Raw genomic sequence first — 20597 nt, forward strand, 5'->3', positions numbered from 1 at the left:
AGACTTGTTCCTGTGAAGACAGGAATCTTTTAGACTTGCTTCGCTTTTAGATTGTTAGATTTCTTGGAAACGTCATAGCGAACAACGTGAAGCTATCTTTTTCTAAAGTAACGGATTATTTCGTCATGCTGACTCGTAATAACGTATCAAAATAATTCAAAAGGTTTTACACAAATTGATGATCTCCAAACTTCTCGTTTACCTCATCCAATACTTGAAAAACACCTACAGAATCATCGGTAGTGACCAAACGTTGTCTGTATTCTTTAAAATGCGGAATTCCTTTGAAATAGTTTGTATAATGTCGTCTCGTTTCAAACACACCTAAACGTTCACCTTTCCAATCAATAGACATTTGTAAGTGACGGCGTGCTGCATCTATACGTTCCTCCATGGTTGGTTTTGCTAAATGCTTGCCTGTTTCAAAAAAGTGTTTTACTTCTCTAAAAAACCAAGGATACCCAATACTTGCACGACCAATCATTGCGCCATCTAAACCAAATTTATCGCGCATCAACATGGCTTTTTCTGGAGAATCTACATCACCATTTCCAAACACCGGAATGTGCATACGCGGATTGTTTTTCACTTCTGCAATTGGATGCCAGTTGGCTTCTCCTTTATACATTTGTGCACGCGTACGTCCATGAATTGCAATAGAAGCACAACCAACGTCTTGCAAACGTTCGGCAACTTCAACAATTTTGATTGTATTTTCATCCCAACCCAAACGAGTTTTCACCGTTACAGGTAATTTGGTATGTTTTACCATGGCTTCTGTCAAGGAAACCATTAGATCAATATCTTTTAAAATTCCTGCACCTGCGCCTTTGCTAACGACTTTCTTTACAGGACAACCGAAGTTAATGTCTATAATATCAGGATTTGATTTTTCGACAATCTCAACTGACTTTAACATCGAATCTAAGTTTGCACCAAATATTTGAATACCTACAGGGCGTTCCTTTTCGTAAATGTCAAGCTTCATGGTACTTTTCGCAGCATCGCGAATGAGTCCTTCTGAAGAAATAAATTCTGTATACACAACATCTGCGCCTTGTTCCTTGCATAATGCTCGGAATGGCGGATCACTTACATCTTCCATTGGTGCTAATAGCAATGGAAAGTCTGGTAATTCTATGTCTCCTATTTTAACCACAATACGTTATTCTATAAAGATTCGGCAAAGATACATGAAAAATTGTAACGTAGTAAGTTACTCTTTCAAACGTTCTTGCTCAGCAGAAGATTTTGTGCGCTGATTGGTTTGTAGTTTTGTATTTCCGAAGTTGTAACGGAAGCCTAAACGGATGGTTTGTAAATCATAATTTGCACGGTAAAAACTGTTTTGATTAAAATATTGAACAGTGTTTGTAAGTTCTTGACCGTTTAAGATATCATTTACAGTTAAAGAAATCGTAGCTTTTTTGTTCCAAAGTGTTTTACGTAATGATAGATTCAGTGAATTTCTTGAAGAAACCTCTGAAAACCCTAAAACTACTGGTGATAAGTATAAAAAAGAAACATTTGCAGTAAGGCTTTGGTCTTTTAAGAATGTAAAATTATTATCAATCGAAGTATAATTTGCCCATTTTTGTTGCGTTACACGAACATTTTCTGCTGTTGTAAATGTATCTTCATTGTTATAAAAAGATGTAGTGATAGAAGCATCCCAATTATCTAGCACTGAGAAATAAGTAATGAAATCTATTCCATAATATCGATTATTATCTACATTAGAAGGAATGTATTGTAGAATATTATTAACATTATCTTGAATTGTTAGTTGATAAATTTCACTTTTATTGTAAATATAAAAAGCTTCAATAAAAAACTTACTGTTTATTTCTGTTCCTATTTTATAGCTATTAGCAATTGAAGGTTGTAATCGCGGATTCCCCGTTACAAACGAAAAATCGTTAAAATTATATCGGAACGGATTCAAATCATCAAAACTTGGTCGTTGAATTCTTCGACTAAAGTCTGCATAAATATTGACTTTTTCTGATACTTTATGACTGATATACGCCGTTGGAAACAATTCAAAGTAGTTTTGTGTATTTATTTGATTGGTCCCAAGTGAATTTCCTTTTATTTCTGTCTGCTCTCCTCTAAATCCAACTTTCAAGCTCCAATTTTCCCAACTTTTTGCGTAACTAACATATCCTGCATAAATAGATTCATCATACTGAAATGTATCAGAATTGTCGGTATCTAGTATAGAAACTCCATTCTCTATATCAAACTGCCACAAATTACTTTTTGTTTCTATGTTTGCAACTTTTGCTCCTGCTTCAAAATTTGCTGTCTCGCTAATAGGCAATTCATAATCAGCCTGTCCGCTCAAAATATTCGTACGCTGATAGGCATTTGTAGTAAATGCTGTAGAAAAATCAGGATTGTCTACAACTGTATAATCTGTTGAAACATGTTGATCATCTATCTTATCGTAATCTGTATAATGTACATTTGCCGAAAGCTTCTCTCCTTCTTTTTCAAATTGATGTACATAATCTACATTTAAACCTAAATTGTGTTTATCTTGATTAAACCTATTAATTGCTATCAACGAGAAGTCTTCATTCGCCACAGTTTGATCGTCCACAACCGAATTGGTGAATGTATTTCGTTTCCAATACGGCAGATATAGCAAGTTTCCAGAAAAACTTAAGGTATTTTTTGCGTCTAATTCATAATCAATATTTAAATTTAAATTATGCTTATTTGACCATTCATTTCTATTGATAAGCGAATTCCAAATAGACGTAGTGCTTGTATTATCTAAATAATTAATGTGCTCATCATTGTCTCTATTGATCTTTGAGTGCGTATAATTATAGTTTGCAAAAATATTAAACTTCCCGCGCTTGTAAAATTGATTGATTCCTGCATTATAACGCGGAAAAACACCTTGTGTAAAGTTTCCATATACACTTCCATGATACCCTAAAATCAAGTTTTTATCCATCACAATGTTTAAAATTGTGCCACCTTGCGCATCATAACGCGCTGGTGGATTGGTAATTACCTCAACCGATTTTACCGTTTCTGCAGGTGTTCCTTCAAGCAATTGATAAATTTCACTTGCAGAAAGATGTACTTTTCGATCGTTAATATAAACCGTTGGTGTGCTATTTTTAATAGATAACGTATTGTTTACTACAATAACTCCAGGCGTTCTACGCAGTACTTCCCAAGTGTTTTCTTCGGTAAGCGCTGTTCCTTGAATATTGAATACCAAACGGTCAATTTCACGCTTTAGTACAGGTTTTTTATTTGTAATAGTAACTCCATCAAGCGCTTCCATATCTTTTTGAAGTACAATAGTTCCCAAATTCAAGTCTCTTGTTACTTCAATATCTTTACTATATGTTGTATAGCCTAAAAAACTAATGCTTATTGTATAATTTCCTGGAGTAATATTCTCAATTAAAAATGTACCCGAAGTTTCTGAAGAATTTCCTTTAATCACATCGCCGTTTTGAAGTAGTACAGCATTGGCAAAAGAGATTGCCGTTTCCGAATCGGAAGCAATCAATTTACCTGAGACTTGATACGTTTCTTGTCCCAATGCAGTAAAAAATGTAAAAAACACAATTAAACTTGTGATTTTTAGGTTCATGGCTATGGTTTGGTTAATTCGGCGCAAATATATTGATTTTTATTGAACGTAGAAAAAAAGCTACATCTATAATTAAAAAAACTTCGTATCTATATCTAAAACACGTGTATTTACCTAGTAAAAAACTATATTTGCAAATTATTAGCTATAGAGATAAATGAAGCACATTAGAAACTTTTGCATTATTGCACATATTGATCACGGAAAAAGTACATTGGCTGACAGATTGTTAGATTTTACTGGATCTGTAACTGAGCGAGAAAAGCAAGATCAATTATTAGATAGTATGGATTTAGAACGTGAACGTGGAATCACGATTAAATCGCATGCCATTCAAATGGAATATACACATGAAGGACAAGAGTATATTTTAAATTTGATCGATACTCCTGGACACGTAGATTTCTCGTACGAGGTTTCACGATCCATTGCTGCTTGCGAAGGTGCTTTGTTAATTGTTGATGCTGCTCAAAGCATTCAGGCACAAACGATTTCTAATTTATATTTGGCTTTAGAAAACGATCTGGAAATTATTCCAGTATTGAATAAAGTAGATTTACCAAGTGCCAATCCTGAAGAAGTAACCGATGATATTGTTGACTTGTTAGGTTGTGACCCAGAAGAAGTTATTCACGCAAGTGGAAAAACAGGTTTTGGTGTCGACAATATTTTAGAAGCTGTTATTAATCGTATTCCGCACCCAACAGGTGTGTATGACGAACCGTTACAAGCCTTAATTTTTGACTCTGTATACAATCCTTTTCGTGGAGTAGAAACGTATTTTAGAGTCATGAATGGTTCTATAAAAAAAGGACAACTTATCAAGTTTGTAGCAACTGGAAACGAGTACGGTGCCGATGAAGTTGGAACTTTAAAGTTAAATCAAGTTGTAAAGAAAGAAATTAAAACAGGTGATGTTGGATATTTAATCACAGGAATTAAAGATGCTCGTGAAGTAAAAGTTGGTGATACCATTACAGATGCTAAAACCCCAACAACCAATGCTATTGAAGGGTTTGAGGACGTAAAACCTATGGTTTTCGCAGGAATTTACCCTGTAGATACTGAAGATTATGAAGAACTTCGTAATTCAATGGAGAAGCTACAGTTAAATGATGCTTCTTTGGTATTTACACCAGAAAGTTCTGCCGCTTTAGGTTTTGGTTTCCGTTGTGGATTCTTAGGAATGTTACACATGGAAATTATTCAAGAACGTTTGGAGCGTGAGTTCAATATGACTGTAATTACGACAGTTCCTAATGTATCATACCACTCATTTACAAGAAAGAATCCAGACGAAATTGTCATTGTAAATAATCCTTCCGATTTACCTGATCCGTCAAGTTTAGATCGTGTAGAAGAGCCTTATATAAAAGCAACTATTATTACAAAATCTGACTTTGTTGGAAACGTAATGTCATTGTGTATTGAAAAACGTGGTTTAATTACCAATCAAACATATTTAACGACTGAACGTGTTGAGTTGACATTTGATATGCCTTTGGCAGAAATTGTATTTGATTTTTATGATCGATTGAAAACGGTTTCTAAAGGATATGCTTCATTTGACTATTCGCCAATTGGAATGCGTAAATCGAAATTAGTTCGTGTAGATATTTTACTGAACGCACAATCTGTTGATGCACTTTCTGCTTTAATTCATGCAGATAACGCATATAATATTGGTAAAAAGATGTGTGAGAAACTGAAAGAATTAATTCCAAGACAACAGTTTGATATTCCTGTTCAGGCAGCAATTGGAGCTAAAATTATTTCGCGTGAAACGATTAAAGCACTTCGTAAAGATGTAACTGCAAAATGTTACGGTGGTGATATCTCGCGTAAGCGTAAATTATTAGAAAAGCAGAAAAAAGGTAAAAAGCGTATGCGCCAAGTTGGTAATGTAGAAATACCTCAACAAGCGTTTATGGCAGTACTAAAACTGAACGACTAGAAGAAACAAATTATAAATATATAAAAGCGATTGTAAGATGATTACAGTCGCTTTTTTTGTTTTAGTAGAATAGTATTTAGTTGTTAATATTGAGAATTGAGAGGTTTTAAAACGTCATAGCGAACAACGTGAAGCTATCTGCTACTTTTGAAACAGGTTACTCCTAATAATGACGTTTCAAAAAGTCTAAAAATCTAAAAGAGAAGCGCATCTAAGAGATTCCTGCCTACACAGGAACAAGTCTAAAAGCAATGAGCAAAGCAAATAGCGGTCTAACATCTGTGAGCACTTGTGCTGAGCTTGTCAAAGTAAAACGAACTATTTCATTTCCGTTTCTTCTATATCAAACGGTTTCCCTAAGTATACCAGCTTCCAGTTTTCGCCTATTTCATCAACTTCTGTATTGTATGAAGAAATAATTTTAAGCTCTGCATTTTTATCTTTTATGAATAAAGGAATAATGTACTTATCTGTATTTGTAATTTCAATTAAGCTCTTATAATGTGCTTTATCATTAATTACAATTTCTTGAATTGAAGGATATTTTAAAGTCACTTCAGTAAGTGAATTATAATCATCAGTATGTGAAAACAAGCCTTCCTTCGGGTTGTTATTTTCGTCTAGCATTTCCTCTCGTGTTACCAATCGGAATGAGCCGTTTTCTCCAAATTCCTCTCCAAACTTATCAATAGCATACTTATTAATTCCAGAGTTTCCAGTAAGTGCCATTAAATAACCAACATCGTTCAATTCTATATTATCTGTCAATGTATTAGAATAAATATCTGTGCTAATGGCTTCTAAGCCTAGTTCTTTAGCTTTCGCGATATTCGTCTGATTGCTATCAATTAAAACCACATGTCGTCCGTTACTTTCTAAATAATGCCCTAATAATCGTGATACTTTAGAAGCGCCAACAATTAAAATTCCATCCGATTTTGTCAAAAACACACCAACTATTTTAGCAAATAATCGTGCTGTAGTTGCATTGAGTAAAACCGTTCCAAGAACAATCATAAATACCAATGGTGTAATATATTCGGCTCCTTCAACACCTTGTTTTACGAGTTTACTTCCAAATAATGAAGCTATTCCGGCTGCCACAATTCCTCGTGGTCCAACCCAACTTATAAAGAGTTTTTCATTTATGGTTAATTTTGATTTTGTAGTACTCAAGAAAACACCTAATGGTCGTATGACAAACACCACAATCAAAAATAAAACAGCCGTTTCCCAATTATAAAGCAATAGCAAATCGGCCATGTTTATATTTGCTGCCAGAAGTATGAATAATATCGAAATGAGCAATACACTCAGTGATTCTTTAAAGTACAGAATTTCTTTAATGCTTTCCAGTTTTCCATTCCCTAAAACCATTCCCATTACTACAACTGCCAATAATCCTGATTCATGTGCAAACGTATCTGAAGCTACAAAAACTAGTAATACAACAGATAACGTAACTACATTAAGTAAGTAATGTGGTATGAGCTTTTTATTAATGGAGAATGCTAATGCATGTGCAAAGGTAAATCCGAAGGTAGTTCCAAATAAGATGATCTTTCCGAATTCCATCAGTGCAATTTTTGTAAAACCGCTATCGCCTTCTACACTGATAAATTCAAATACCAAAACGGCAACTAAAGCGCCTATTGGATCAATTAAAATTCCTTCCCATTTTAAAACGGTTGAAATGTCTTTTTTTAACGGAATGTTTCGAAGAATCGGCGTAATTACAGTAGGTCCAGTTACAATGATTAATCCAGAAAATAAGAATGATAAATCCCAGCTCAATCCAAACACAAAATGCGCCACAATACCAGCGCCAAAAAATGTAATAGCTGAACCGAGCGTAATCAACTTCGTAATCACAGGACCCACATTTTTAATTTCAGAACGTTTCAGTGTCAATCCACCTTCAAACAAAATAATACTAATGGCTAGTGAAACAAAATAGAACAAGCTGTCTCCTGGAAACAGTCCTTTTTTACCATTCCATATTGGTTCAATCCACTTGGTGCCATCTTCTGAAAAATATTCTGCTGCAATTGGTCCAACTAATAAACCAATTAAAATTAAAGGCAGAATTGCTGGAATTTTAAACTTCCACGCAACCCATTGTGCCAATATTCCTAAAATAATAATTCCCGCTAATTCGAGCATGTATGCTATTTTTTGAGTTGAATTGTAAATTTAATAATTATAAACTTAACCTAAGTTAGATATCGTTATATTAAAAACTATTTCTCTTCACTATATTTTACCAAGATTCGAAGTTCGTTATACGAAAAATGAGCGCCTGCAATTTCTTTAAGTTCATTTAAGCTTTCAAACGTATTTTTTTTGATGATTTCTAGTCCTTTAGCCACTTTTTCTTCTGATAGTATTTCGGTAATATCTATAATTCCTTCGCCAACATAGTGTCCTAAATGCCCAAAAATTGTAGAAGCAGCCAAAGCTCGTTTTTCTGCAATTTCTTCAATGGAGAGACCTTCTTTAAAAAAATCGAACGAAATTTCTTTGGTGTTTTTCTTCTCAACTTCAATAACGACTTCTTCTTGTTTTGGCGTCAAATTATTTTTAGAAGCATACTCATTTATGATTTCTAAAATTTCTTCACCGTATTTTTCTACACGTACTTTGCCCATACCGTGTACTTTTTTGAGTTGTTTAGAAGTACTTGGTAATAATTCGCACATTTCAAATAATGATTTTTGAGTAAATACTTGAAATGGTGGTATATTTTCAGAGCTAGAAATACTCAATCTAAACAATCGTAAGTCTTCAAATAATTCTTCGTGTTTAGTAGAGGTTGCTATTTGTCGTTTTACAACCTTAATTTCCGAAACTTCTAGGATGGAATTTGCGCGTATTTTTAAATAATTCTCTGTTGAAAAGTTGTCTGATAACGCTTCTAAAATTTTAGTTTTAATTGCCAATTTATCTTCTAAATCCTTCAATTGTCTTTCAATATCTTTTGATACGGCTTGATTGTCCGTTGTAAACGTAAACGTACTTAAAACAGTTGCTATATTTTGTTTGGTTTGATCTTTAAAATACGCAATTGCTTTTTTAAAACGCGCTTGAATGGTAGCATCTTGTTCTGGGTTTTCAACTGTTTTTGCTAAAGATTCCAATTGATTTTTGAACGAATTGTTAATCTTCAGTAAAGGAGTAATTCCTTGTTCTTTAATAGTTTTAAGTGGTTGCAGAATATTTCCGGTAAGTGTATTTGTATTTTTGTAATAAATATCGATCAGCCTTTTTATTGGATGCAAAAATGAATAGTAATCAAATACTTCACTCATTAAATCTAACTGATATGCTTTTTTAGCAGCGGTTAAATCAGCTTCGTTTGGCTCGTTTTCTTCTAATTGTTCTGTAAATGTATTTACAGTAGTATCACTAATAATACTCGCGGCTTTTATAGGTGTTTTTAATACTATTCCTTCTAAAGTTTTACATCTACTTAGCGCTACATATGTTTGTCCGTGTGCAAAAGAAGCTTCGGCATCGATAATAGCTTTATCAAACGTTAAACCTTGACTTTTATGAATGGTGATTGCCCACGCCAATCGTAACGGAATCTGCGTATATGTTCCCTCAACAGTATTAGATATTTCTTTTGTTTCTTTATTGAGTGTGTATTTTATGTTTTCCCAAGTTTCATAGGTTGCTTCAATGATATCATCTTCTGAACATTTTACAGTTATTGCATCTTCATCCAAATGAATTACAGTACCGATTTTTCCATTGTAATAACGCTTTTCAAGTGAACTATCATTTTTAATAAACATGACTTGAGTTCCTTCTTTCAGTACTAAATTTTCACTATTTGGATATATTTTTTCATTAAAATCACCCGAAATGTTAGCAACATATTCCCTTTCGTTTGTATCTAAATTGTCTAATTCTTTTTGGTTGATAGCATCTGCACGATTATTATGTGTTGTGAGTGTAATGTAGCCATCTTCTTTTGTGGGATTAAAATCTGGCTGATACTGTTTATTTAAAATTTCAGCGGAAGCGTTAGAAAGTTTATTATTACGAATTTCATTAAGAATCCCTATAAATTTTTGATTTTGCTGTCGATAAATATATTTTAGTTCAATAGCTAATATTGCTGCTTTTTGATACGCAATACTGCTAAAAAAATACGCCGTTTTATAATAGTCTTTCAATAACTGCCATTCATTTGGACGCACCACTGGCGAAAGTTGTTGTAGATCGCCAATTAATAATAATTGTACTCCGCCAAAAGGTTTGGTGTTATTTTTATACCTACGCAATACCTCATCTATACCATCTAAAACATCGGCGCGCACCATACTAATTTCATCAATAATAACAAGATCTAAGGATTTTATAATATCGATTTTGGTTTTGCTAAATTTACGTTGAACTGTAGTGTTTCTACCCGTAGCACTTGGAATAAAAGGTTCAAACGGCAACTGAAAAAATGAGTGAATAGTTACTCCTTTTGCATTAATTGCAGCAACACCTGTTGGCGCTACTACCACTAATCGTTTTAATGATTCCGCCTTTATTTTGTGTAAAAAAGTAGTTTTTCCTGTACCAGCTTTACCCGTTAGAAATAAATTTCTATTCGTTTTTTCTATAAAATTAAATGCTAAGTCTAGTTCTTTGTTGGTTCCCATGAGACATTTCTTGCTTTAAAGGTAAAAAATAGATTGTATAGGTTTGTGTTGCATTTGTACTGCTTTGTTTGACACGCTCTTTAAAAAACTAAATATATAAGAATTCAGTTATATAAAACTTACGTTAATATGTTATTTCAAACAATGAACAAATTTTGATTTATTTTCGGTTAAAAACAAAAAGTTAAGACAAGTTCAATATGATTTTAGCTTAAGACCTATGAAGTTTTCAAAAAAAGCCTATCTTTCAATTCTAATATTTAGAAACTTATCATTTTTGCATCTGAAACCTTTTCACATTATCGGAATTGGGGTTGCTTTTTCTCCTAACTTAAAAGCCAATATTAACGAATCGGCAAGACTAGCATTAAGTTTTGAGGCTACACTTGTTTTAATACACGTTGGCGAAAAATCGGCTCAAAAAGAAAAAGAACTACAAGAAATTTTACAACCTTTTGCGGCACAAAACCTTTCGTATGAGCTTGTATTTAAAACAGGAGATCCTGTCAATGTAATTTTATCAATAAGCGAAGAAAAAAAGGTCGATTTGCTAATTTTAGGAGCTTTACAACGAGAAAACTTTGTAAAATATTATGTAGGTTCTATTGCAAGAAAAATTACACGAAAAGCAAAATGCTCTGTATTATTAATGATTAAACCATCTGTAGAACGAGTTCCTTGTGAACACATTGTTGTGAACGGATTGCAAAATCAAAAAACAGAACAAACAATAGCTTCCGCATTTTATGTAGGACATAATATAGGTGCTGAAAAAATTTCTATTGTAGAAGAAATAAGACAGCAAGAAATTGCCGTTGCTATTGATGACGATAAATCACTTCGAAAAGCAAATTTGAAAAAAGAGCGCATTCGTTTACGTGAAGAAAATCGTATTAAAAAAATTGTGGCAGAAATCCCAGAAGAGCATATTGAAAATATTTCCATAAAATCACAACCTATTTTTGGAAAACGAGGCTATTCAATTGGCCACTACGCACAAGTAGTACGTGCCGATTTATTGGTAATGAATGCAGCTCCCAAGATGACTTTTTGGGATCGTTTGTTTCCCCATGATATCGAACATATTTTAACCGAATTACCAACCGATGTACTAATTATTCAATGACGCCAAAAAAAGATAGCCTTAAAGATTTTATAAAAACATTACCTAAAAATATATTTTCTGGCTTTGTAGTTAGCCTCATCGCACTTCCACTTGGTTTGGGATTGGCAATGGCTAGTAAAGCTCCACCAATTGCTGGTATAATTACTGCCGTTATTGGAGGATTAACAGTATCTATTTTAGGAGGAAGTAATGTCACTATTACTGGACCTGGAAATAGTTTGGTTGGCGTTGTAGCTGGAGCAGTATTGTTTTTTGCAACGCAAACAGGTTTAGAAGGTGAACTTGCTGCCCAACAAGGCTATTTTATCGTATTGGCAGCAATTATTTGCTCAGGAATATTACTATCTATTTTAGGTTTCTTGCGCATGGGAAAGTTAGCCAATTTCTTTCCTTCTTCTGCAATTCAAGGAATGCTAGCTGCAATAGGATTGATAATTTTGGCAAAATCAACACATACCATGTTGGCAAATCAAGATGCAACAGGTGTTTCTTTAGCTATTGGAGATTTTACATTATTTGAAGAAGGCAGTGTTTTAGGGCTTTTGTTTGGAATTCCAAAAACAATTATTGGTGCCTTTTCTTATGACAATCCAGGACTTACTTATGCAGCTATTGCGGGTGTTTTGGGTTTAATTATTATGGTATTTTATTCGAAAATTAGAAATAAATATTTACAACTGATTCCAGCTCCAATGTGGATCGTTATTTTACCAATTCTATTTAGTTATTACTATGAATTGGTTTTACAGCAACCTAATCCAATTGATCCTGGATATATGATTTCCAATATTCCAGATTTTAACGCTATTGTCAACAATTTACCAACCGTAGATTTTAGTCATATTGCAACTCCTGCGTTTTGGTCAATTGTCATTTCGCTTACGCTTATTGCAAGTATAGAATCATTGCTAAGTATAAAAGCTGTAGACAAGCTAGATCCTGAAAAAAGAAGATCTAATGTAAATAGAGATTTAAAAGCCTTAGGTTTGGCTACCGTTGGAAGTGGATTTTTAGGTGGACTGAATGTTGTTACTGTAATAGCGCGTAGTTCTGTAAATGTAAATAATGGTGGAAATAACCGCTCTTCAAACTTCTTTCATGCCTTCTTTTTAATGCTATTTATTGCATTATTTAGTACACAACTAACTCGAATTCCCTTGCCAGCATTAATGGCAATTTTGGTATTTACAGGGTACAAATTAGCCTCTCCAAATGTTGTTAAAAAAATATTTTCTATCGGAAAAGAGCAATTAATTATTTTCTTTGTTACACTCATCATTACACTTAAAGTGGGATTAATTCAAGGAATTCTACTTGGAGTATTGACAACGTTTATTATCCATATTATTATCAATAAAAGTTTTTCATTATTCTTTAGAAATTGGTTAAAACCAAATGTATTAATGTTTAAAGAAGAAGATGGAAATTATTTTGTAAGTGTAAAACATTTCTGCAGCTTTCTTAATTTTTACAAACTAAAAGATAAATTAGACGCAATTCCTGAAGATAAAGATGTAATTGTCGATTTTTCTATGTGTGAGTTTGTAGATCATACCGTGATGGAAAACCTCAACAATTACCAAGAATTATTTGCCAAACGTGGCGGACATTTTGAAGTTATTGGTCTTGATATGCACGGAACAGATTCGGAACATCCTTTTGCACTGCGACGTATTATACCAATTCCTAACTTGCTATCAAATCTTACAAAGCGACAAAAAACAATTGAAGAACTTTCTGTAGATTATGAATTAGTTTACGAATCCAATAAAAATAAAGACATTCACTTTTTAGAAGATTTTCTATTTTTTAGAACCAAACAAATCAACCATACATACAATCAACTTACAGGTGGACATGACTCCATTCGTTTATTCGATTTAGAGTTTTCTGAAGGAGAATTCATTGCCAAAGAAGTAGTGCGTACTACGATGATGTATGTATCTTTACCTGAACTAATTCCAGAGTTCACCTTAGACCGTGAAGGATTTTTAGAAAAAGTATACGGTTTTGCAGGTTTTCAAGATATTCCGATAGACAATCATACCGATTTTTCCAATCGTTTCTATTTATTAGGTGAAGATACTAAAGGAATTCAATCATTTTTTAGCGACGAATTGGTACACTTCTTTGAAAGCAATCCATATTATCATGTAGAATCGAACGGAAAAGCCTTATTAATTTTCGGAAAAGAACGCTTGGCAAACATCAAAGAAATCAAATTCGTTTATGATTTTGGTAAACGTTTAAAACATGTGCTTCATACCGAAGAAGCAACTATATAAAATGAACACTCAATAAGTAATAGAATTACAGAAAAGACTTTTCAACTATAAATCTTCAAAATATAGCGACTCTTTTCTTAATAAAACCTTAACAATTACTCATTTTTGCTTCGGTTTTGTTATTTTGCGAGATAAAATTAGAAATAACCTTTATGAAGCTGTATCCAATTGCTGCTGGAAACTTTAAATTAGATGGTGGCGCCATGTTTGGCGTAGTTCCAAAATCCTTATGGCAACGTACCAATCCAGCAGACGCTAATAATATGATCGATATTGCTGCGCGTTGCTTGTTGATTGAAGATGGAGATCGACTCATTTTAGTTGATACAGGCATGGGAAACAAGCAAACGGACAAGTTTTATGGTTATTATCACCTTTGGGGCGATGATTCTATTGAAAAATCACTCAAAAAATACGGTTTCCATAAAGATGATATTACAGATGTGTTTATGACGCATTTACACTTTGACCATTGCGGCGGAAGCATTCAATGGAATAAAGATAAAACTGGTTATGAACCTGCGTTTAAAAATGCACGTTTTTGGAGCAATGAAAATCACTGGCAATGGGCAACAATTCCTAACAGACGTGAAAAAGCTTCATTTCTAAAAGAAAACATCATTCCGATGCAAGAAAGTGGTCACCTCAACTTTATTGCACAACCAACACTAGATATTTTACAAAAATCGGCACTTGGTTTTGATGTCTTTTTTGCAAACGGTCATACCGAAAAACAGATGATTCCTATGATTCATTACAAAGGAAAAACGATTTGTTTTATGGCAGATTTACTACCAACGGTTGGACATTTACCAATTCCTTTTGTTATGGGGTATGACACAAGACCTTTATTAACTTTAGACGAAAAAGAAAAATTTCTAAAAATGGCAGCAGATAATAATTTTTATCTCTTCCTTGAACATGATGCACATCATGAAATCATCACAGTAAAACACACAGAAAAAGGCGTACGGCTCAATGAAGTACATACCTGTAACGATATATTTTAAACCCACATTTACACATTAAAAACTAAAATAATGAAATTTATAAAACCCTCAATTTTTGCTGCATCGCTGCTCGTTTTAGCAGGTTGTGGTAGCACAACAGCTCCCATTTTATCAACTCCTATTGAAAACATAGATACAACGCCTTTAAAAGAGCGTTCGCTTACTAAAGAAGAACTCAAATCTTGGGGACACAAAGATTTAGTTGCAGATACCATTCCTGGAATGAGTGTTGACAAAGCATACGCAGAAATCATTAAAGGAAGAAAAGGGAAGAAAGTCCTTGTTGCCGTTTTAGACTCTGGAATTGATATTGATCATGAAGATTTAGATGGTGTTATATGGACCAATTCAAAGGAAATTGCAAACAACGGAAAAGACGATGATAACAACGGATATATAGATGATATTCACGGTTGGAACTTTTTAGGTGATGCGTATGATGAAAATCTAGAAAAAACACGTATTGCAAAAAAAGGAACAAGTCATCCTGATTATGCAGCAGCAAAGGCTGAAATTGATGAAGAATATCAAGAAGCTGTTGGTATGAAAACACAGATGGATCAAATTGCTTCACGTATAATAAATGCCAATGCAGCATTTAAGAAATACTTTAAAAAGGATAATTATACTTTAAAAGAAATTAATGCCATTGAAGCACCCGATGAAGCTTTAGGAGAACATATTTTTATTGCAAAACGTATTTTAAGTAGTGGTCGATTTGAAAACTTAAATGAAGTTGAAGAAGAAATTAAAGATAATATTGAATCTATTACAGAACGTTTAAACTATCATTTAAATACAAACTTTAATGGTAGAACTACTGGCGATGATCCATATGACATTACAGATACTAACTATGGAAACGGAAATGTAAAGCATGTTAAGAAAAGTGAAGCACACGGAACACACGTAGCCGGAATTATCGCTGCTGAGCGTAATAACGGAGTCGGAATGAATGGTGTTGCAAATAATGTAGAAATTATGGCAGTACGTATGGTTCCTAATGGTGATGAATATGATAAAGATGTTGCCTTAGCTATTCGTTATGCGGTAGATAATGGTGCACAAATTATCAATGGAAGTTTTGGTAAATATTTTTCTCAAAACAACGAATGGGTTCGTGATGCAATCGCTTACGCCGGAAAAAACAATGTGCTTGTTATAAAAGCAGCTGGAAATGAAAACATAAACTTAGACACTAAAGCTGTATATCCAAACGATCAAACACCTACTGGAACAGAAGTATCTGATACGTTTTTAACAGTTGGTGCATTACAGAACAAATACGGTTCGCAAATGGTCGCTGGATATTCTAACTACGGACAAACCAATGTAGATGTTTTTGCACCAGGATCTGCTATTTATTCAACTTTTCCAGAAAACGAATACAAATCTATCGGAGGAACTTCAATGGCTGCTCCAGGAGTTGCAGGAGTTGCAGCATTAATCATGTCTCAATATCCAAAACTAACAGCTGCACAAGTAAAGCAAATTATTATGCAGTCGGGTCTTTCTATAAACAGAGATGTTGTAATAGATCAGTCAAAAGAAGCAATGCCATTTTCGCAAGGATCAAAAACTGGTAAAATAGTAAACGCATACAATGCACTTATTTTAGCTGATAAAGTAAGCAGAGGGAAAGTAAAGTTGTAATCATCAACTATAAATTCTAAAAAATAAATAGATGAAACCGACTTATTAAGAAAACAGGTTATCGTTTTTAATAATAAAGGTTCCATGTGACTATTGAAAAATAATACATACGAACACATGAAAATTTTTAGTAAACTAAGTATACTGCTCTTTCTGGCTGTTGTGGCATGCAAACCTCAACAAGAAACTATGAGTGGAGGAAAAAATAACACTTCTTATAGTGCCTCATCTACCTATTGGCAACAAAAGGTAAACTATGAGATGGAAATAGATATGAATGTTGATACGTATCAATATACAGGAACGCAGAAATTAGTGTATACTAATAATTCTCCTGATGTATTAAACAAAGTATACTATCATTTATATTTTAATGCGTTTCAACCTGGAAGTGAAATGGATGTGCGTTCTAGAACTATTGCCGATCCAGATGGAAGAGTTGGTAGTCGTATAAGCAAGCTTTCTGATTCAGAAATTGGCTTTATAAAAGTGAATTCTTTAACGCAAAACGGAAAGAAACTAACACATACTACAGAAGGTACTATTTTAGAAGTTACCTTGGCAAAACCTATTTTACCTGGCGCTTCTGCTACGTTTGATATGAATTTTAAAGGACAAGTTCCTGTGCAAATTCGTCGTTCTGGTAGAAACAATAGTGAAGGTGTTGCTTTGTCAATGACACAATGGTATCCAAAAATGGCCGAATACGATTTTGAAGGTTGGCATACACCACCATATATAGCTAGAGAATTTCATGGAGTTTGGGGAGATTTTGATGTAAAAATTAAGATTGATAAAAACTACGTTATTGGTGGAACTGGATATTTACAAAACCCTAACGAAATTGGTCATGGATATGAAACAGGAACTGTAAAAAGACCTGCAGGAGATAAGCTTACATGGCATTTTAAAGCACCAAACGTACATGACTTTACTTGGGCTTCCGATCCAGATTTTGTACACGATACGCACAAAGGAGCAAATGATGTAACCTTACACTTTTTGTATAAAAACGATCCAGCAATTAAAGAAAACTGGAAAAAATTACAAGGAAAAACCGCAGAGATGCTTGTATATTTTAATAAATATGTTGGACAATATCCGTACAAGCAATATTCAGTAATTCAAGGTGGAGATGGCGGAATGGAGTATGCAATGTGTACTTTAATTACAGGAAAAAGAAGTTTAAATAGTCTTATTGGTGTAACTTCACATGAGTTGGCACATACATGGTTTCAGTTTTTATTAGCAACCAACGAGTCTAAACATGAATGGATGGATGAAGGGTTTACTACCTATATTTCTAACCGTTGTATGAATTATATTATGGGTTCTAATAGAGAAAATCCAAACAAAGGTTCCTATGGTTCATATTTTAGACTAGTAAAATCTGGAAAGGAACAGCCACTTACTACACATGCAGATCGTTATGAATATAATGGAGCTTATGGAGCTTCTGCATATAGTAAAGGAGCTCTTTTCTTGGCACAGTTAGAATATGTAATTGGTAAAGAAAATGTAGAAAAAACACTTAGAAAATACTTTGACGATTTCAAGTTTAAACATCCAACACCAAACGATATAAAAAGAACTGCTGAAAAAGTATCAGGAATTCATTTAGATTGGTATTTAACGGATTGGGCACAAACAACCAATACAATCGATTACGGAGTGAAAGAAATCAACGGAAACAAGGTTATTTTAGAGCGTATTGGATTAATGCCAATGCCAATAGATGTTACTGTGAATTATGCTGATGGTTCTAGTGAAGAATTTTACATTCCGTTGCGTATGATGCGTGGTGAAAAACCATCTACAGCTACTAAAAAAGAAGATTGGGCTTGGGCATATCCAACCTATACTTTAGAAACAAGCAAAACGGTTAAAAGTGTAGTAATTGATCCGTCTGAATTGATGGCTGATATTAATAGAGAAAATAATGTTGCGCGACAGTAATCAGTGCAATTTTTAGAAATAAAAAAGCGAGATCATAAAAGTATGATCTCGCTTTTTTTATGAATCATATATGTTTTAATTTTTCTGTCGGAGTGCGTTTTCTAATAGTACAATCTTACTTTCTAAATCGTGTAGCCTATCGTAAACATCTACAGGTTCTGGCATTTGTTTAGAAGCAAACATTGTTACATACCAAACTTCCATAATTTCTTCTGCATTGATTGTATATGTTGGATAGTTTCCATCTTTATTATCAGACTTTAAAATAAGCTTTCCGCGTTCTTCTATTCTATTAATAACACGCTTTAACACAATTCCGTCATTACGACTCACAATAACGTACACACGTCCATCTTTTACGTCGTTTAAATCCTCTACATACTTTCCAAAAACTAAATCGCCATCAAAAAATGTACGTACCATAGAGTTTCCTTGTACTTCAAAACAACGATACGTTCCGTTTGTTAGATGCGGCATGCTAAACGAAGGCAGGGTTTCTATATAACCTGCATCTCCATAACCGTCTAAATAACCTGCTCTCGCTTTTATAGGTACATACACTACATTTTCTTCTCCTTCTTGGTTTACAGCGACTACTTGCGGAATTCCAGCATATGTTTGAAACTCTTTCGTTTCAGATTTAAACATCTGTGAGTTCATACCAAATAAATAATCGGGATTGATATCAAATTCTTTAATAATACTTGTTAATAAATCATAGCCTGGTTTGGTCCTTTTTCTTGACCCATCAGGTTGTGGTCTACCATTCGTAATACTATCTATAGTTGTGCTAGTCACACCAATTCGTTTGGAAAATGAATTATTATTAAGACGAAAATGATCAATGATCTGTTTTATTTTTTCATGTATTCCTTCCATAATCTCTCTAAATAATTTAAACATTTTACAAAATATTTCTGTTTTATGTTTGAAATAATCTGTAATTTGTTTATATTTGTACTGTAATTTGTTGCTAATATATGAATTATTATTGAAAATCAAACATTTGTGAGGATAAATGTCGGTTTTATTCTTCATAAATACATAAAAAGCGACAAAATATAGACTGACGGTTACGTATTTGGACACTAAAAGTCACATACGATTTTAAAAGATAGAATAGATAATAACACCTTATAATACAGCGACCATGAAACGAAGCAAAGAGCTATTAAACAAAAGAAAAAAATTCATTCACAACTACGTAGAAGACAATTCTGCAAAACAAATGAAAGTAATCATCAACGAATTGGTTGATAAACTGTTCATTTCAGAAAAGACGATATACAATATTTTAAAACAGTAATTAGCTAGTCACTCAACGCTCATTAAAATATGTATATCTGGAAAGCTCCTTTTATTTGCCAAAAAAGGAGTTTTCCTTCTCAACAATATGAATGCATCTTGCAGTGAATACAGTTATTGTTACATGAAAATAAATTCTTAGGGGTTAATCATTATTATTCATAACTACAATACGTATTCAAAAAATCCCTTCATGTAAGGGATTTTTTTGTTACTAATTAAACCACTAGTTCTAAAGGTGTTAAAAATCTATTTTGTAGGCTTATTCCTTATTTTATTCGTAAATTGAAAGTAATGTACTTCATTTTTATAAACCATAATACTTTTTATCATGAAACAATCAATACAAGCACTAAAATCATATTTTGAAACAGGAGACAGACCTACAGAAACTCAGTTTGCAAACTTAATCGACAGTTTAGCAACGCCAATGATTGGAGAAATTAAAACGGTAAGTTTTGCAGCTGTTCCTTTAGGTTGGGCAAAATGTGATGGACAATTACTAAATATTGCAGATTATGAAACTTTATTCAGTTTAATAGGTACTACATACGGCGGTGATGGTACAACAACTTTTGCCTTACCTAATTTACAAGACAGAACCATGATTCATAACAGTTCAAACTTTACTATAGGTCAAACTGGAGGAACTGCAGAAAACACGCTTACGGAAAGTCAATTACCAGGGCATAATCATGGTGTTGGAACTTTAACAGCTTCACATACCTTAACAGGAACAGTACTTGTAAATGAAGAAGATGGTGAAACAAATGATCCTCAAACAAGGAATTTTGGTTTAACAGATCCAGATACTAATAATAATTACAACTCTTCATCAAATACTACAACAATGGCTGCAAACAATGTAAGCGTTAGCGGAAACATCTCACTTTCTGGAAATACAGCTTCCACAGGAAACGCAACTCCTGTAAATAATATGCAGCCTTATTTGGTTGTAAATACAATTATTGCTTTAGAAGGAATTGATCCTTTAGCGAGTTAAAAAAGTATAATTTGTAAGTTTAAAC

The 20597-nt window shown here is 33.4% G+C and carries 13 protein-coding genes; 8 read left to right on the forward strand and 5 right to left on the reverse strand.

The genetic code is table 11. The features are described 5' to 3' along the window. Window positions 1-166: 166 nt before the first annotated feature. A complete protein-coding gene (gene dusB, locus ACRBBL_RS10420; RefSeq protein WP_431368982.1) occupies window positions 167-1159 on the reverse strand; it encodes a tRNA dihydrouridine synthase DusB in 993 nt (330 codons plus the stop codon). Between the two features lie 57 nt (window positions 1160-1216). Next, window positions 1217-3622: a TonB-dependent receptor domain-containing protein gene (locus ACRBBL_RS10425; protein WP_431368983.1), complete on the reverse strand. Its 2406-nt coding sequence runs from the start codon at window positions 3620-3622 to the stop codon at window positions 1217-1219. A gap of 157 nt (window positions 3623-3779) precedes the next feature. Here ACRBBL_RS10425 and lepA point away from each other — a divergent pair, with 157 nt between their 5' ends. Then, window positions 3780-5576: a translation elongation factor 4 gene (lepA, locus tag ACRBBL_RS10430; RefSeq protein ID WP_431368984.1), complete on the forward strand. Its 1797-nt coding sequence runs from the start codon at window positions 3780-3782 to the stop codon at window positions 5574-5576. A gap of 318 nt (window positions 5577-5894) precedes the next feature. Here lepA and ACRBBL_RS10435 read toward each other — a convergent pair whose 3' ends face one another. Continuing rightward, entirely contained in the window at window positions 5895-7739 is a 1845-nt protein-coding gene (locus ACRBBL_RS10435; RefSeq protein WP_431368985.1) for a cation:proton antiporter, read from the reverse strand. A 77-nt stretch (window positions 7740-7816) separates the two neighbouring features. Next, window positions 7817-10234: a helix-turn-helix domain-containing protein gene (locus ACRBBL_RS10440; RefSeq protein ID WP_431368986.1), complete on the reverse strand. Its 2418-nt coding sequence runs from the start codon at window positions 10232-10234 to the stop codon at window positions 7817-7819. A 220-nt stretch (window positions 10235-10454) separates the two neighbouring features. Here ACRBBL_RS10440 and ACRBBL_RS10445 point away from each other — a divergent pair, with 220 nt between their 5' ends. From ACRBBL_RS10445 to ACRBBL_RS10465, 5 genes are all read left to right on the forward strand, one after another. Continuing rightward, on the forward strand, window positions 10455-11360 hold the full coding sequence (locus ACRBBL_RS10445) for a universal stress protein (RefSeq protein WP_431368987.1): 906 nt from the start codon (window positions 10455-10457) through the stop codon (window positions 11358-11360). Continuing rightward, complete coding sequence (locus ACRBBL_RS10450; protein WP_431368988.1) at window positions 11357-13645, forward strand: SulP family inorganic anion transporter; 2289 nt, start codon at window positions 11357-11359, stop codon at window positions 13643-13645. Before ACRBBL_RS10445 ends, ACRBBL_RS10450 begins: the two co-directional genes overlap by 4 nt. Window positions 13646-13797: 152 nt before the next feature. Further along, window positions 13798-14655, forward strand: coding sequence for an MBL fold metallo-hydrolase (locus ACRBBL_RS10455; protein ID WP_431368989.1), 858 nt, complete (start codon window positions 13798-13800; stop codon window positions 14653-14655). Window positions 14656-14685: 30 nt separating this feature from the next. After that, complete coding sequence (locus ACRBBL_RS10460) at window positions 14686-16308, forward strand: S8 family peptidase (RefSeq protein WP_431368990.1); 1623 nt, start codon at window positions 14686-14688, stop codon at window positions 16306-16308. Window positions 16309-16497: 189 nt separating this feature from the next. After that, window positions 16498-18264: a M1 family metallopeptidase gene (locus tag ACRBBL_RS10465; RefSeq protein WP_431368991.1), complete on the forward strand. Its 1767-nt coding sequence runs from the start codon at window positions 16498-16500 to the stop codon at window positions 18262-18264. 75 nt (window positions 18265-18339) lie between these two features. On the opposite strand, the gene ACRBBL_RS10470 is transcribed toward ACRBBL_RS10465, so the two are convergent. Continuing rightward, a complete protein-coding gene (locus tag ACRBBL_RS10470; RefSeq protein ID WP_431368992.1) occupies window positions 18340-19167 on the reverse strand; it encodes a S24 family peptidase in 828 nt (275 codons plus the stop codon). Window positions 19168-19414: 247 nt separating this feature from the next. Here ACRBBL_RS10470 and ACRBBL_RS10475 point away from each other — a divergent pair, with 247 nt between their 5' ends. Next, window positions 19415-19570 carry a hypothetical protein gene (locus ACRBBL_RS10475; protein WP_405303212.1) on the forward strand — a complete coding sequence of 52 codons (156 nt, stop codon included), beginning with the start codon at window positions 19415-19417 and terminating at the stop codon, window positions 19568-19570. Window positions 19571-19900: 330 nt separating this feature from the next. Next, window positions 19901-20572 carry a phage tail protein gene (locus ACRBBL_RS10480; RefSeq protein WP_431368993.1) on the forward strand — a complete coding sequence of 224 codons (672 nt, stop codon included), beginning with the start codon at window positions 19901-19903 and terminating at the stop codon, window positions 20570-20572. Window positions 20573-20597 lie beyond the last annotated feature (25 nt).

This window comes from Kordia sp., assembly GCF_050633145.1.
In the GTDB taxonomy this organism is placed as follows: Bacteria; Bacteroidota; Bacteroidia; order Flavobacteriales; family Flavobacteriaceae; genus Kordia.